Source organism: Rhizobium sp. SRDI969, assembly GCF_025152725.1.
GTDB classification, from domain to species: Bacteria; Pseudomonadota; Alphaproteobacteria; order Rhizobiales; family Rhizobiaceae; genus Rhizobium; species Rhizobium leguminosarum_I.
Window position 1 is genome coordinate 3962323 of sequence record NZ_CP104035.1, and the last position, 14828, is coordinate 3977150.

10 protein-coding genes and 5 pseudogenes are annotated in these 14828 nt (G+C 58.7%); 7 read left to right on the forward strand and 8 right to left on the reverse strand.

The genetic code is table 11. The annotated features are described in order from the left end of the window. Nucleotides 1-107: 107 nt before the first annotated feature. Nucleotides 108-770, reverse strand: a complete 663-nt coding sequence (locus N2A41_RS19610) for a transcriptional regulator (protein WP_017991538.1) — start codon at nt 768-770, stop codon at nt 108-110. 1370 nt (nt 771-2140) lie between these two features. On the opposite strand from N2A41_RS19610, the gene N2A41_RS19615 reads away from it, so the two are divergent. Both N2A41_RS19615 and N2A41_RS19620 read left to right on the forward strand, forming a co-directional pair. Then, the gene (locus N2A41_RS19615) at nt 2141-2506 is read left to right on the forward strand and encodes a hypothetical protein (protein ID WP_260109507.1); all 366 of its coding nucleotides are present in this window, start codon (nt 2141-2143) and stop codon (nt 2504-2506) included. A gap of 206 nt (nt 2507-2712) precedes the next feature. Further along, nucleotides 2713-3769, forward strand: a pseudogene (locus N2A41_RS19620) (IS21 family transposase); the annotation flags it as partial. A gap of 248 nt (nt 3770-4017) precedes the next feature. On the opposite strand, the gene N2A41_RS19625 reads toward N2A41_RS19620, so the two are convergent. Continuing rightward, complete coding sequence (locus N2A41_RS19625) at nt 4018-4251, reverse strand: helix-turn-helix domain-containing protein (RefSeq protein WP_131604703.1); 234 nt, start codon at nt 4249-4251, stop codon at nt 4018-4020. Nucleotides 4252-4609: 358 nt separating this feature from the next. Here N2A41_RS19625 and N2A41_RS19630 point away from each other — a divergent pair, with 358 nt between their 5' ends. Beyond that, entirely contained in the window at nt 4610-4861 is a 252-nt protein-coding gene (locus tag N2A41_RS19630) for a hypothetical protein (protein ID WP_131604704.1), read from the forward strand. On the opposite strand, the pseudogene N2A41_RS33445 reads toward N2A41_RS19630, so the two are convergent. Further along, nucleotides 4839-5073: pseudogene (locus N2A41_RS33445) on the reverse strand (hypothetical protein); the annotation flags it as partial. The gene N2A41_RS19630 and the pseudogene N2A41_RS33445 overlap by 23 nt on opposite strands. Before the next feature lie 206 nt (nt 5074-5279). On the opposite strand from N2A41_RS33445, the gene N2A41_RS19640 reads away from it, so the two are divergent. Continuing rightward, the gene (locus tag N2A41_RS19640) at nt 5280-5582 is read left to right on the forward strand and encodes a hypothetical protein (protein ID WP_017991543.1); all 303 of its coding nucleotides are present in this window, start codon (nt 5280-5282) and stop codon (nt 5580-5582) included. A 290-nt stretch (nt 5583-5872) separates the two neighbouring features. Here N2A41_RS19640 and N2A41_RS19645 read toward each other — a convergent pair whose 3' ends face one another. Further along, nucleotides 5873-6040 (reverse strand): hypothetical protein, encoded by a 168-nt coding sequence (locus N2A41_RS19645; protein WP_260111132.1) that lies wholly within the window; start codon nt 6038-6040, stop codon nt 5873-5875. On the opposite strand from N2A41_RS19645, the gene N2A41_RS19650 reads away from it, so the two are divergent. Then, the gene (locus tag N2A41_RS19650; protein WP_020486867.1) at nt 6015-6725 is read left to right on the forward strand and encodes a hypothetical protein; all 711 of its coding nucleotides are present in this window, start codon (nt 6015-6017) and stop codon (nt 6723-6725) included. The genes N2A41_RS19645 and N2A41_RS19650 overlap by 26 nt on opposite strands. Before the next feature lie 535 nt (nt 6726-7260). Here N2A41_RS19650 and N2A41_RS19655 read toward each other — a convergent pair. Further along, nucleotides 7261-7641 (reverse strand): annotated as a pseudogene (locus N2A41_RS19655) (IS5 family transposase); the annotation flags it as partial. A 115-nt stretch (nt 7642-7756) separates the two neighbouring features. Here N2A41_RS19655 and N2A41_RS19660 point away from each other — a divergent pair. Together N2A41_RS19660 and N2A41_RS33335 are read left to right on the forward strand one after the other, a co-directional pair. Beyond that, nucleotides 7757-8182 carry an ACT domain-containing protein gene (locus N2A41_RS19660; protein ID WP_003551151.1) on the forward strand — a complete coding sequence of 142 codons (426 nt, stop codon included), beginning with the start codon at nt 7757-7759 and terminating at the stop codon, nt 8180-8182. 634 nt (nt 8183-8816) lie between these two features. Then, nucleotides 8817-9023 (forward strand): annotated as a pseudogene (locus tag N2A41_RS33335) (IS110 family transposase); the annotation flags it as partial. 346 nt (nt 9024-9369) lie between these two features. Here the strand turns inward: N2A41_RS33335 and N2A41_RS19665 are convergent. The 3 genes and pseudogenes from N2A41_RS19665 to N2A41_RS19675 all read right to left on the reverse strand — a co-directional run bounded on the left by N2A41_RS19665 (nt 9370) and on the right by N2A41_RS19675 (nt 14806). Beyond that, complete coding sequence (locus N2A41_RS19665) at nt 9370-12624, reverse strand: error-prone DNA polymerase (protein ID WP_164011321.1); 3255 nt, start codon at nt 12622-12624, stop codon at nt 9370-9372. After that, nucleotides 12621-14133, reverse strand: a pseudogene (locus N2A41_RS19670) (Y-family DNA polymerase). Before N2A41_RS19670 ends, N2A41_RS19665 begins: the two are co-directional and overlap by 4 nt. Then, nucleotides 14054-14806, reverse strand: a complete 753-nt coding sequence (locus N2A41_RS19675; RefSeq protein ID WP_260109508.1) for an ImuA family protein — start codon at nt 14804-14806, stop codon at nt 14054-14056. The pseudogene N2A41_RS19670 and the gene N2A41_RS19675 overlap by 80 nt, the downstream one beginning before the upstream one ends. Between the last annotated feature and the right edge of the window lie 22 nt (nt 14807-14828).

Sequence of the window (14828 nt, forward strand, 5' to 3'; positions counted from 1 at the left end):
GTATGCAAACTGCGAGCAAAAAACGTCGGCGGCAGAAGGATCCGCCGCCAAAATATTCACTTCAATAAGCATGAGAGTGCGGCCAGCGCGTGACCGTCTGCTGCCGATCAACCGAGGTTCAGTCGCTTTCGCAGATCGGCATTTTCAGCGCGGAGCTTTTCCGCCAGCAGCTTGCGCAGTCTCTGGTTTTCCTCTTCGAGCTGCAGAAGATCCGCGATCTCATCAACTGCCGCCACCGACGGTGCCGCCGCTGTCGACACAGCCTTCGGAGCACGTTTGACAGGCGCGCGCTTGGCACTCGGCGTACCTTCGTCAGGCTTTGCCTTACGTCCTCTTTTTTGTTTTCCAACTGCGGCACCCGAAGCAACTGCCGGTTCCGCCGAAACGGTGACTGGGGCCGTTGCAGGGACCACCTTCTTGGCGCGAGGTTTGCGCACCTTCTTCGGTACATCGGGCGCCGCGGCGGCCGGCGTGTTAGCATTGGTCATCGTATCGTTTTCGTCGGCCATTATGGTCTCCTGTAAAGCCGATGCATTTTTCTCCTGCTCAATCGGCAGTGTCAATAACGGCCCGGCCTGTTCTTCTCCGGATACAAGCATCTCGCTACTTTTTGCGTGAGGAGCTAGTGACATAAATGGCATTGCCTCGTCCTGCAGATCTTGAGCAACGGACTTGAGATCGGTGTCTCCCCAAATCGAGTTCGGTTTGGAATTCAGTTTTCGCCGACCTGATTTGAACTCCACGGCAAAGCTGCGCTGCACTTTTTTCACTTTAAAGAAGCCTCTGGTGTCTGTGGTAATTTTTCAGCGACGTCTTCAGCCATCGCAACAAGCCTTTCAGATAACGACTGCCGTCCATTCGGTCTATCCTTTTTAAGTATTCGGCTCACACGCGGCTCCAATCGCAGAAAACCACTTATGGACGCAACCGTGACAAAACGATCGAATCGCAGCCGTCGGATTTAGTTCCGTTGACGCCGCTCACTGTGACTGATTCTTGTGACTACTTCGCGTTTTCGCCGGCCCCGGCACTCGTCGCACGAAGTGCACAACTCTCTACGACCCACATGGCGAGCGATTGCATCGAGAAGAGGCTGACGACCCCACCGAGGTCTTAGGTGATGGATTCAAAAATTCGGGCTACTCGTTGCAGCAAGACCCTTGAACTTGGAAAACCAATTTCGATTGGATTGAGGTCGGGCGAATGGCGGGCAAGACGAGGAGCCGGGCGCTTTTTTTCTTTGACCAATTGATTAGCCTGTCGCTTTTGTGGGAGCCAACGTTGTAGACGATGAACGGGTGACCCTCAGCGTCAGTCAGGGTGTGGCACGGCGTGCAGAGATGTGATGAATGGAGTTACGCCGCGGCGCATTTATCAGACGATGATCCGCAGGCGTACTCTGATCCTCAGACGCCGAGCGCGATTTATTCGGGCGGTATCGACCGGCCGAGCCGCTTGCGGAAATCCGGGTACTTGCGGGTGATCTTTGAAAGAAAAGCTGGGGAAGCACGCCGGTGGTTGCCGCGTCAGATGCTCCTGCTTTGCAACAAAAATCAGCAATCGGCCTCCCCCTAGAAATTCAAGACAATGCGATCTCCGCTCAATTTCTTCTGCACGGACCGTAAGTCGCAGTCCCGGACGGCCCGATTAACCGAGATTCTCCACGTCCAACTTACGACATTGTCGTCACCTTTGTCGGCTTCGCGAAACGCATTCGTCTTCGCCCAATCACGTATTTTCCGCTAGGAAGTTGAAATAGCAGCAATTTATTGTTCGTCGGCTGTATCATCCTGGTTGGCACGAATCTTGAGAGCTATTGCGAGGCAGCGGAACGGCCGCGGCATCCGCGTTGCGGGATAACCTCATTGGGCTGAACACATGAAGGGACACAAACTATGGCGGGAAGTGGCGGAACTGGCAACTCGCCGAGAATGTCGGCAAGTCCCAAAAGGGGGTGGACGTGCTCGCCGGCATCCGCGACGAGGATGTCGATGTCGGAGCGGCGCCGAAGACGTATCATGCTTCACGCACGGCCAAGGCTTTCTGAGCTCGAGGCGATCTGGAGATTAAAGATGTCCAAAACAGAACCTAAGTGTTTCGTTGCCGTCATACATCATCAGGAAGCACGAAGGAGTTCATCATGCCGTTGACCAAGACGAACACCAACAACGCAATTCGGGGAGGAGTTACCCCGAACCATGAGCAGCGGAATGACTGTAGCGCTGCCATTGCACAAATCACTTTCGCCGATCTGGGACGTGGGGCTGGCACACTGCACACCGTGGGCGTTGCCCGTGTCGACATACAGGGACGAACCGCGGCGGGTGATGCGAACATCCAAGTCCAGATGGGTGGACGTACGGTCGCTGCTGCAATGATCTTCAATTCCGTGCAACAGACGACGGATCCCGCCCATCAAAGGGGAGCGGCCAACGGCACCATCTCGGTGCTCCGTCAGAGCATGGACAGCGGGACGGTCTGGAATTTGACAGGAACGCTTCCATGACAGTCTAGCGCGCAGCAGGCTGCGCTGCGACAAACAAGTTGAGACTCAGCGTCAATCAGGATGAGACTCGGCGGCGGGGGTGTGACGAAGGGAGGGCGTAGCCCGACCGGAGTTACACCCCCGCCGCGGTGCAATTTTTCGGCGTCTCATGATCGCGGTTGGGCCCCGTAGCGTCGGTGATTTTCTGAGAATGGAGAATCAACTTTGTGCCGGGTCGCCATTTAACCGATCATCAGACGAGGCTTTTTATGAAGTACCGACAACACAGCGTCTCCCATCGCAGACCAAGCCGCCGCGCGACCGGCGTCGCCCCGATCCCCTTGAGCACATCTTCGACGCCGAGATTGTTCCGCTTCTCAAGGCCGCGCCCGGCATCCGAGCAGTCGCCGTTTACAACGAGATGCTGCGGCCTCATCCAGAGTTGTCAGAAGGTGTTCGCCGTACGATTGAGCGTCGTATTCGATCATGGCGGGCTGTTCACGGTCAGGAGCAGGAAGTGATCTTCCGTCAGATGCACGAACCCGGTCGGTTAGGACTGTCGGATTTTACCGACATGGGCAGCCTCGGCGTGACGATCGCCGGCCAATCGCTCGATCATCTGCTTTATCACTTCCGGCTGGTCTGGTCGGGCTTCGAGCATGCCCATGTCGTCCTGGGTGGAGAGAGCTTCGTCGCTCTGGCCGAGGGGTTGCAGAACGCCCTGCGGTCGGTTCGGCCGCCTTCCGCAACCTCGATGCCGACGCCAAGGTCGATCTGACGCAGCGCTACGACGAACTGTGCGCTCATTGCCGCATGATACCGACGCGCAACAACAAGGGCGTCGCGCACGAGAACGGCTCGATCGAAAGTTCCCACGGCCATCTCAAGAATGCATCCGCGATGCTCTGCTGATGCGCGGAACAGGGACTTTGGCGACCTCGGATCCTATCGCGCCTTCATCGATGAGATCGTCAGCCGTCGCAATGCCGCACATGGCAAGCGCATCGATGCCAAGCGCACGCATCTGCAAGCTCTTGCCGATCGTCGCACCACCGACTTCGAAGAGGTCATCGTCACCGTATCGAGCACCGGCGGCTTCGCGTTGCGCAAGCTCTTCTACACCGTGCCTTCCCGCCTGATCGGCCACCGGCTGCGGTGTGTCTGTTCGACGATCGCCTCGACGTCTTCATCGGCGGCACGCATCTGCTGACACTACCCCGAGGCCGCCCCCATGCGAGTGGCAAGCACGATCAAGTCGTCAACTATCGTCACGTCATTCATTCCTATTGAGCGAGTCCTTCAAGAAGCTTACTGGACGATCAATCGTAACAGCTGTTCGGTTCCCATGTTTTCTCCCCACCCCAATCGGTGATCGTCTTTCCATGGAGACTTTTGTGGTTGCCGTCCGTGGCCCAAGAAGTTTTAAAAACTGCGCCGGAGTTAGAACAGCATCCCGTTGAAGCGCGACCCGTGAGTTTCTGCACCCATCTTCCTTCAAGAGTTGCAGCGGTGGAAGAAGCTGTTCAACGATGTCAGCGCGGCGCATCGCATATCTTTTCTAGAATCCTTAGAGCGGATGCGGTCCTTCGGATCCTCGACGCGTCGAAATCCGCGTCGTTCTCTAGAGCTGTCACCTCGGCCACAGTCAAACCAGTGGTTTCTGCGACGTCGTCCAGCGAATAGCCGCGAGCCAGGCGAGCTTCTGCAAGCAGAGCGCCAACGGACGGGGCAGCTGGGGATTTCGCAATCTTCGGGACCATGTTCATGTCGTTTAGGGCTCCTTTTGGCGGCCGGAAAACGTGCATCCGTTTTCTAGTTCCACCGCTGCCGACCGCGTCCGGCAACGGACAGTTTCTTCGATCTCCGCGGGCGCTCTTTCTATCAGTTTGTGCAGCGGAGTACAGGTCTGACGCGACCAGGGCGGACAACCACCCTTGCATGGCAGCGGACGAGAGGTAACCCAAGCTCACAGCTGCGGCGCACACTCACGAAGGCCCACAAGCAGCTTCCGATCTGGCAGGAGCGTTCGCCCCGGAAGGGGGCTCGTGGGAAGTGGTGTACTGATCATTTCCAAGCGGCGAGCGATGGACAAACATTCGAGAATTGCCTCGGCGTGATACGCTCATGGCCGGCAGGTTTGGCCAGAGCGTGTGCGAAACCTGCCGGGCGCTGTTGATCGGCCGTCGTCTTGAAGAGATCGCCGAAGAACGGCGCATCGGGATCAAGCGCGGCCTGAGCTCAGGGGTCGTTCATAGTCTTGGCACCTTGGAGATTGTGGATCTTCCAACGCCACACAGGATGCGAGCAAACTCCGCGTCCTGCGTGGCGTCGACGCCGCCCACGACGACCTTGCTCATATCCTTGCCGGTCTTTTGAAACGGCTGATCATACCGTGGTGCCTTGCGGCCCACGGATTTGGACGTGCGCAGTCAAGCATGGGTTGAGAACGGCGCAGTTGATGACGCCTTCGTCTGCTGACCGGGCCGCGACCTCGCCCGCAGACGCCGCCCGAGGATGGACTTGTATCGTGCCGTTTCGACCAGCGAGCGTTTGCCGTACCCGTTAGAGATCTGCCATTTCATCCGGCCGCCAAGATATGAAGCGCGATGTATATAGTAACATATATTACAACGTATTCCCCAACTTACGCGTTTTCGAAGCGGAAAGTAAGAGCTGACAAATTGGAAGAGATATACTTTAACATATATCCCACACATCTGTTGCGTTGTTCGTCGTTTTCGTAAAGTGTCCTGTTATGATGAGTTACGATAGTGCAACAGGAAAATTCTTTCCGATGAATCCTGAAATCTTGCCGGCGACGTCATCGTCGGGAGGCTTGCACAAGGAGCACGACGACATGGATCACCAAAAGACATCAGCCAAGCGTCTTGGCTATTCGCATCTGCGGCTGGCAACCATCGACGGCGTGTCGCTGCCTGGTCTACAATTGTCACTCGACCGGAAGGAGGGCTCTGCGTCGCCGAAGAAGACCTTTTTCCAACAATTGCTCCTCGATTTTGCTGTCGGTTGCGAGCTATTTTATCCGCTCCAGCTATATGAACATTCCGCAACGAGGGAGGGGCGACAAAGGCGCTGAACCGTTAAGCGAGAGTTACGATATATGATGAGGAAGATTCGGACCGGCCGCCATGTTCCTCATTTGAAATCCACGTCTATCGGGTTTCCATATTACAGGGTGGAAGCGCCGGCTCGGTGGCCAACGCTTGCAAACTCCAACAACAGGTCGGCGAGCGGATGGAGGATATCATGAACGACCTTGATGCGACGCAAGCAAAGGACGGCCCGGGCACACAGGCTTCAACAGGTGTGAACCAGCACGGCAGGAACATCGGAAGATGGTAAGAAAGTCTATCGGGAACCCGACCGTTAAACGGTACCCGCAAGGCGCAGTTCAAATCTTGCGGCCGGTATCAAATACGCTGACAACGCGCGGTCGCCACCAAAATCAACGAAACTTGACGCGCAGGGTTCGCCCATCAAATTTACTGCAGAAAGGATTTCGTTCTCCGTGTCATTTTGTTCTTCGAAACGCATTCGCATCGCCGCACTTGCAGCGACTGCCATCGTGCTGGGCACCCAGATCGCAATTGCGCAAGAACCGTCTATAGGGTCTCAGTGGCTGAACTCGCCGACATCTCGAGTGGAAGCGCTTGCGGTCCTTCAGACCTTGAATGCCAATCTCCTGAGTAACGCCAGTGCTACGTTGACCCTTGATCGCTGGTGCGCCGCGCACAAGCTTGCACCGGAAGGTTCCAAGATTGTAGCGCAGCGTGTGGGCGGGCAAGACAAGCCGGCCGATGAGCACATCCGTGAACTTCTGACCGTCGGACCCGGTGAGCTGATCGCTTATCGCCGCGTCCGCCTGGTCTGCGGCGACCGCGTCTTGTCGGAAGCCGACAATTGGTATGTACCCGCAAAATTAACTGCAGAGGTGAATCAGACGTTGAAGACCAGCGACATCGCGTTTGGCAGAGCCGTTCAGGCTCTTAATTTCACTCGCACAAACCTGTCTGCCAAGTTGCTCTGGTCCCCTCTATCCGAAGGCTGGGACATGGAGGGCTTAATAGCGCATCAAACAAGTTCCCTTAGCCTGCCGCCGTTCCTGCTCGAACATCGTGCTGTACTGAAACTTCAGGACGGCACGCCGTTTAGCGCCTTGGTCGAAAGCTACACGGACAAAGTACTAGACTTTCCAGTTCCGCGCCTGCTTTCTCAATAGCGCTTCGGTAACTCGGTATAGGCGGCGCCGTCGCCATCGTGGCTAGTGCCCGAATCCTTCCACAGCATTCGTCGCTGAATGGACAGCGATCTGCCCTCACCGCGTTACGCGGATCTTCGACAGCGACCGCAACGGTCCGGTCGCCCGCTCTTAACCTTTGGCTTCCAACTCCACAGGCTGCAGAACGTGTCCGATCCTCGCTCGCACAACACCCTGTGCGGACTTGATCAGAGCGACTCGGCACGCGGCGAACCATCGAGGCGGTAGGCCAGTCCGATGCCGCGTGGATATGCCATCCGTCGTCTAAATGCTCTGTCTCCTCCTTTGTTCATCAGTTCATGCATGTGCTTTCGTCATCAAAGTCGGAAAGGAAAAATCATGACCAAAGAGCTTGAAAACGAACATAAGAGTAGACCCACTTCCTCAGCGTGACGCTCTCCAATTGGGGTGGGCCGGCACTGATGGCGTCGGATGATCAAGACCGCGCCAACCTTTTCCTCAAGCGCCCTTATGCGCTACGACACTGCCGAAGGCGTGATCCCGTGGTTTTTACGCTTTGACTGTCGATCACGCCCGCAGACGGGGAGGCTTCCCGGCCTTCCAGTTCACGCGTCGCCATTACAAGACGATGATTGATCCGACCCCACAGCCCTGTCGCTCGCCATTCGTAGAAGTATGACTGCACAGTTGTAAAAGGCGGAAAATCCCTGGGCAGCATCCGCCATTGGCACCCAGTCGCGGCGATGTAAAGCAACGCATTCACGACCTCGCGAAGATCGGTACTGCGCGGCCTGCCCAGCCGCCTCGGTTCAGGCAGGCAAGGCGAGATCAATCCCCATTCCCGGTCCGTCAGATCGCTTGCATACCGCATTGCCCGTCGGGCATATTGCCGACGGGTGAAATCAGTCCAGCCCATTGTGGTCTCCGTTCGTCCTAAGCAAACAAACAGAATCACAACGGCCTGGTTTCACTCAACTCTTTTTCGGTCAGGCTCTAAGACACCTGATGATAGACAACGGAGGCCGCCAAAAATGACTACTGTTTTGCGAGACAAGTTCGAAATGCTGTCGAACATGACGCCCTCGCTCATAGACGGCGAGTATGTGTTCTGCTCGATACCTAATGATGGGAGCAAAGTTCACGATCTGAATCCGATTGCGACATTCCAAGAAAGGGAAGGCTTGGCAGTGGTCCTTGAGAAAGGAGAAGCCCACGAAGCGGGGTTCGAAACTTCGCTTGCGATGCGCCAGATCACCCTCAACGTGAATTCTGCGCTCGACGGCGTCGGCCTTACGGCGGGCGTCGCTGCCTGTCTCGCAGACGCTGGCATTCCGTGCAACATGGTGGCAGCATATCACCACGATCACATTTTTGTGCCGACGGGCTTAGCTGACCGAGCATTGCATCTGCTGGCAGCATTGCAAGCCGAGTCTGCACGGGCGACGCGCAAATATTGACGAACAGTTAGTCCCCGCACATAACCGGCGAGGCAGCAATAATTTCGCGGGCAAGGGGCAGCACGAGCAGACCGGGGCGTTCCTCGCCGAGAAGGCCCGAAGACCGACGCTATGTGCGCGATCATTGTTTTCGCTAAAAGCTGTGCGCACTCGCCTGACACCGACAGCACATCGAAGTTGTTATAGGGAGGACGCCAGTAGATAACATCGGCCTGGTTCGGGCAATCCACGATCTTTGGAATACGGGTGATTTAAAGCTGTGCGATCAAATGTACGCTTCGGATTGTCGCACATTGGCCGGCGAGTGCGCATGAACTGACAAGGGGGGCATCAGAGGCTACGCCATGTCTATGCCTACCACGATCTCACAGCCAGTTGCTCGCGGCGCCTCAGCCGATGATATACGGCCCATCGCAATCACCATTGCCTTCGCCACATGATGATCCTAGTTTCGCGCCGCGACGCTCCGGCGCCTTAGACCGCATGTTCGTGGGGAGAAAGTGGCCCGCCCCCGCGGTAAGCTGATTTCGGGGGTTGCTCTGGATAGGCCGGAGCCTTGCCCCAAGCTTAGCGAGGGCGAACCATGACAGACGATAGCGTAATTTTCATTGGCTTGGATACGTCGAAGTGAAAGATTTCGGTGGCCATTGCCGACGGATCCCGCAACGGCGAAGTGCGGTTTTTGGGCGACATCTCCTCGGAGCCGACCTGGGTGGCCTCAATGGTCAACAAGCTTTCCAAGCGCGGTTCCAAGCTTCACTTCTGCTATGAGGCTGGTCCCACGGGTTTCGTAAGGACGTATTTGGCCCTCTCCCGTGATTGCAGAGTTCGTGCGATGTCTTATCGTCGCCGAGCCGCCCAATTCCCTCGAGATGACGTTCCTCGCGCCAAAGAAGAGGGGCACCTCGAAGCGACGGAACGATGACCTAGAAAAGCCAGAGGACCGTTAGCGCTGCGCAAGGAACATGTTCTCGTGGGGCTAGGGAACTCATACGCTCAGCGTAATTCTCAAAGATGCCAGTCGCAACTCTCCATGCGTTGAAACGAGGTGGCGACATGCCGGCACGTTTGTCAATGCCTTCTCGGGAACGACGCTCGGCCGCCATGAGTTCGTCGTCTCCACTCACCACTCACCACTATGGGAAAGAGGTGCTGCTTTTTGCGCGTTCAGGCCAAAAACCAGACCGTCAATGAAAATTCCTGCTCTTCACCTTCAGCGTATCGATATGAAGGTCAGGCACGAACATGTCTCGCGCGGCCATAACCGACTTCGGTTTGTCCCGTGGATCGGGTCCGCCACCTCTGGCGAATTCATCAGCACGGCCGGCTGGAAGGTTGAACTCTTCATCGCGATCGGCAAGGCCCGTCAGGTCGCCTGACAGGTCGAACAGCTGCTGGGCGACAAGATGCACGACCTCCCCTTCCCGTTGGATCCGGCCATTGATCGCCATCATCGAGGATCCGAGAACGACCCGCCGCCGCTTTTCGAACAGCGTCGGCCAGACGACGAGGTTGGCCGGCCCGGTCTCGTCCTCGATGGTGATGAACATGACGCCCTTGGCCGATCCGGGCTTTTGCCGCACCAGCACAAGTCCGGCGGTATAGACCCAACGCCCGTCCCTCGAGTTCATCGCCTCGGCACAAGTGATAATGTTGCGCACTGATAAATCCTTGCGTAGGAAGGCGATCGGATGCTGCCGCAATGTCAGTCCGGTATGACTATAGTCCTCGATAACATTGTGCCCGTCCGTCATCTGTCGAAGCAGGACTTCAGGCTCCCGCTGCTCGGCGATTGCAGCCCTCTCCCGTTCGGCAGCCGCCGCAAACAGCGGCAGGGGTTCGTCGCGCAGCGCCTTGATCGCCCAGAGGGCGTCCCGGCGTTCGAGCTTCAGCGACGGCAGAAAGGCATCGGCCTTGGCAAGCTGGACGAGCGCCTCCGATCGCACGCCGGATCGTCGCCACATATCATCGACAGAGGCAAAGATGCTGTTCATGCGCGCCGCGACGATGCGCGCGGCGTCAGCGACCGCCAATCCTTTCACCTGCCGGAAACCGAGCCGTACGGCATGGCGACCAGAATTGCCGATGCGCTCCAGCGTACAGTCCCATCGGGACCGATTGATGCAGACCGGCCGCACCTCGACGCCGTGGGCTCTCGCGTCGCCGACAATCTGCGCCGGCGCGTAAAATCCCATCGGCTGCGAATTGATGAGCGCCGCACAGAAGGCTTCCGGATAATGGCATTTGATGTAGCTCGACGCATAGGCGATCAATGCGAACGACGCCGCATGGCTCTCCGGGAAACCATAGGAGCCAAAGCCTTCGAGCTGCGAAAAGGTCTTCTCGGCGAATTCCGGCGTGTAGCCATTCCTCACCATTCCCGATACCAGCTTGTCCTTGAACCGCGAGACGCCGCCTGTGAACTTGAAGGTCGCCATCGACTTGCGAAGCTGGTCGGCCTCGCCGCCGGTAAAGCCGGCACAGACCATCGCCACCCTCATCGCCGACTCTTGAAACAGCGGCACGCCCAGCGTCTTGCCGAGCACCGCCTCAAGCTCCGGCGTCGGATACTCGACCGCCTCCTTGCCTTCGCGCCGGCGCAGATAGGGATGCACCATGTCCCCCTGGATCGGGCCTGGCCGGACAATTGCGACCTGCACCACGAGGTCATAGAAGGTTCGGGGTTTCAGCCGCGGCAGCATTGCCATCTGCGCGCGGCTTTCGATCTGGAACGTGCCGAGCGTATCGGCCTTGCGGATCATCGCATAGGTCGCCTGATCCTCTTGTTCGACGGCAAGGTCAAGTGTCCGACCGTTGTGCTCTTCGATGAGCTTGAACGCTTTCGCCATGCAGGTCAGCATCCCAAGCGCCAGAACATCAACCTTCATAAACTTCAACGCCTCGACGTCGTCCTTGTCCCACTCGATGATCTGCCGGTCCTTCATCGTCGCCGGTTCGATCGGCACGAGATCGTCGAGCCGATCATGGGTGAGGACGAAGCCGCCCGGATGCTGGCCGAGGTGCCGCGGGGCGCCCATCAATTGCTGCGCGAGTTTCAAGGTCAGCACGAGACGCCGGTCGTCTGGATTGAGATTGAGCTCGCGGACATTGCGATCGCAGACCTCCTCCGACCAGGCCCACATGCCCGAAGACAGCGCCTTGATCACGTCTTCCGGCAGGCCGAGCGCCTTGCCGACGCCACGGATCGCGCCGCGCGCCCGGTAGCGGGTCACGGTGGCGCAGAGCGCTGCCTTTTCCCGTGTATAGGTGCGATAGATCCACTGGATCACCTCTTCGCGCCGCTCGTGCTCGAAATCGACATCGATATCCGGCGGCTCGTCGCGCTCCTGGCTGACGAAGCGTTCGAACAGAAGATCGTTTGTCGAGGGATCGATGCTGGTGATGCCGAGAATGTAGCAGACGGCGCTGTTGGCGGCAGAACCCCTTCCCTGGCAGAGGATACCTTCAGACCGCGCATAACGCACGATCGAGAAAACGGTCAGAAAATAAGGAGCGTATTTCATGGTGCGGATCAGATCGAGCTCGTGCCGCACAACCTTCAACACATCAGGCGGTAGTCCTTCAGGATAGCGATCGGGCACGCATTGCCAGACATAATGCTCCAGCGAGGCCTGAGCATCCTTGCCCGGCACGATCGCCTCCTCCGGATATTGGTAGGTGAGTTCCTCGAGCGAGAATTTACACCGACGGACAATCTCCATGGTTCGTGCCAAGGCCTCTGAATATCGGGGAAACAGCCGCTCCATTTCTTCCGGCGGCTTCAGATAGCGGTCGGCATGGCGCTCGCGCTCGAAGCCGACCTCGTCGATCGTCGTGCGGGTCCGAATGCAGGTGACAATGTCCTGCAGCTGCCGTCGACCTGGTTCATGGAAGAGGACGTCGTTGGTGACGACCGTCTTCACCTTGAACCGCGCGGCGAGATTGGAAATCTCATGCAGCCGCATCTGGTCGTTCTGCCGGCGCCGGAGGCAGAGCGCCACATAGGCCCGATCGCTAAACACCTCGGCCATCTTGCGCAGCTGGATTCCACAGGCGTCATCCGGCAGATCCGGCACCAGGATGCCGATCATGCCGTCGTTGTATGCGACGACATCGTCCCAGTGCAGGATGCAGTTGTTCTTGCCGCCGCGCGATTTGCCAAGTGTGATCAGTCGCGTCAGCCGGGAATAGGCAGCCCGATCGGTCGGGTAGACCAGCAACGACATGCCGTCTTGCAGATCAAGCCGGCAACCGACGACCAAACGCAAACCGGTGGCACGGGATGCTTCGAGTGCCCGGACAATCCCCGCCAGCGAATTGCGATCGACCACGCCGAGGGCTTCGATGCCGAGAGCCTTGGCGGTTTCGAACAATTCCTGCGCCGAGCTTGCACCGCGCAGGAAGGAAAAATGGGTCGTGACCTGCAGCTCGGCATAACTCATGCGAAGATCCCATGCATGAACCAGCGATGGCTTCCGGTTTCAGGATCGATGCCATCACCGGAGCGAAACACCCAGAGACGCTCGCCGGCCTCGTCTTCGATGACGAAGTAATCCCGCACCGCCTCCATCTCAGCGTCGCGCTGCCACCACTCGCCAAAGATCCGTTCCGGACCATCGGCCTGCTTGACCTTCCGGCGCCTGCCGCGCCAGGTGATCGAGACCGGCGGGGCGGTCCGGCAGCAAGGCGATGGCCTCGATCAGTTCGGGACGGACCAGCAGCCGCACCGGCCGGCGCCAATGACTGACCCAGGTGACCTCGACCGGATCGGCAGCGGGACTGATGCGCTGGACGGAGCGCTCTGGCACGTCGGATGCAACGGGTGCCACCCGATAAACACGCTGGCCACGGTTGCCGTAAATATCGATCAGCGGAGTCACGTCCTTCACTTCCTCCTCGACCAGCGAGGAGGATTTCTGGCGCTCCTCCAGGGGCTCAGCCATCACCGCAACCAGGTTGAGTTTCTCGATCCCGAAGCCGGGCTCGATCTTCTCTGTCCGGTCGCGAAACAGCTTCGTCAGCCAGGCGACATCGCGCACCGGCTTCACCGTGCCGGCGCGGATTGCCTGCCGCGTACCGTCGACCTTTTCGACGATCAGGTCGGCGCGCCGAACACCAAGGCCGCGCCTTTGCAGCTCCTCGATCAGTTGCACGACCAGCCGGCCGACATATTTGTTGATGGTTTCGGCAGCACCGATCGGTTCGGCGAAGGCGCGGCTCACCTCGATCAGTTCGGCGGTGCGGATCGGATTGATCGGTTCGGAAGCGCGGCCGAACATCTGGTCCAGCCGCCGGCCGATCTCCGGACCGAAACGGAGCGTCAGCGGTGCACGCGGCGTGTTGGCCAATTCGCCGATGGTCTGGAAGCCAAGCGTGCGCAGATCGCTGACGACTTTCCCGGGAAGGCGCAGCAACGATATCGGCAGCTTTTCGACGGCGCGGACGGTCTCACCTGAAGGCACGATGACCGTTTCGCGGCTGATGGCACGGGCGCAGGCGTGGGCCGCACCCCAGGTGTCGGCGATCGCGACACGGGGGGTGAGTTTTTTGGCCAGGAACTGATTGGCGATCTTCGTCACCATGGCGAGCTCGCCGCCCTGCAGGTGATCGGCACCCTCGGTGTCCATGACGATCCCGTCGATCCCGTCGACTGCGACGATCGGCGAATAGAGCGTCAGTGCCCAAAGGGTAATGCGTTCGAGTGCTGCTGCATCCTTTACAGGATCCGCATCGACCAGCATCAGGCCGCGGAACAGCGCCTGTGCTTTCGCCGCCGGCATGCCGATGTGCACGCCGGCTTTTCTGGCGGCCGCGTCGGCGGCCGACACCCAGCGTTTCGAGCCGCTCCTGGCGATCACGGCGATCGCCTGTTCAGGCGGAATAGACGGATCGGCGCGACGAATGCGATCCGTCGGCAGATCCGGGAGATAGATCGAGACGACCCTTGTCATCGCATGCCCTCACGAGAAACTCAGCACATTCACCCGCTTTCACGCGCATCAATTCCAGCAACCATTGAGCCCTTCCGACGCCCGGCACTGGCAATTCCTCCGACGGCATGACGCTCACCCGCCATCGCGTGGTCGACGCCGTCGGTTGGCCAAAATCATTCGCCTCCGTCTGCCGTCGCCAGCGTCGGACAGCGAGCGCCATCGTGCCCGTCCGCTCAGCTGCCAGCTGCAGCCGGCGGGAGCTGACCATAGGCAGGCGAACGAGTTCACCGACGACGGCGCCGAGCCCACCGAAGGACAGCCCCTCCTCCATGTTTGCCAGAACGTCTTCCTCCTTGTCGGATTCGACAAAGATCACCCGGTCGGGGTGGAGTCCGACCTGGGCGAGCGCCGGAAAGAACAGATCTGGGCGCGTCAGGCACCAGACGATCGGGCCTTTGGTGCGGGCCGCGATCCCTGCCGCACAGAGCGCTGCCGCCGCACCATCGACGGTCCCTGCTCCGCCGCCGGCAAATTCGTGCAGGGCGCCATAGGCCAGACCACCTCCCGGCAGCACCGCATCGATTTCCGATACGCCGAAGGACAGACAGCCAGCCTTTCTGGCTGACACGCCCTCCAGCGAGGCGATGCGCTCGCGCAAATCGGAAATCACCCGTTCACGGGCAGCAGTCATCGTTCACGGCTCCCTTCAAGGT

What these genes read in the sequence shown, in the direction of transcription:
- N2A41_RS19615 (WP_260109507.1), top strand. Translation starts at nt 2,141, where the DNA reads ATGCCGTTGACCAAGACGAACACCAACAACGCAATTCGGGGAGGAGTT.
- N2A41_RS19625 (WP_131604703.1), bottom strand. Translation starts at nt 4,251, where the DNA reads ATGAACATGGTCCCGAAGATTGCGAAATCCCCAGCTGCCCCGTCCGTT.
- N2A41_RS19630 (WP_131604704.1), top strand. Translation starts at nt 4,610, where the DNA reads ATGGCCGGCAGGTTTGGCCAGAGCGTGTGCGAAACCTGCCGGGCGCTG.
- N2A41_RS19640 (WP_017991543.1), top strand. Translation starts at nt 5,280, where the DNA reads ATGAATCCTGAAATCTTGCCGGCGACGTCATCGTCGGGAGGCTTGCAC.
- N2A41_RS19645 (WP_260111132.1), bottom strand. Translation starts at nt 6,040, where the DNA reads ATGCGTTTCGAAGAACAAAATGACACGGAGAACGAAATCCTTTCTGCA.
- N2A41_RS19660 (WP_003551151.1), top strand. Translation starts at nt 7,757, where the DNA reads ATGACTACTGTTTTGCGAGACAAGTTCGAAATGCTGTCGAACATGACG.
- N2A41_RS19665 (WP_164011321.1), bottom strand. Translation starts at nt 12,624, where the DNA reads ATGAGTTATGCCGAGCTGCAGGTCACGACCCATTTTTCCTTCCTGCGC.
- N2A41_RS19675 (WP_260109508.1), bottom strand. Translation starts at nt 14,806, where the DNA reads ATGACTGCTGCCCGTGAACGGGTGATTTCCGATTTGCGCGAGCGCATC.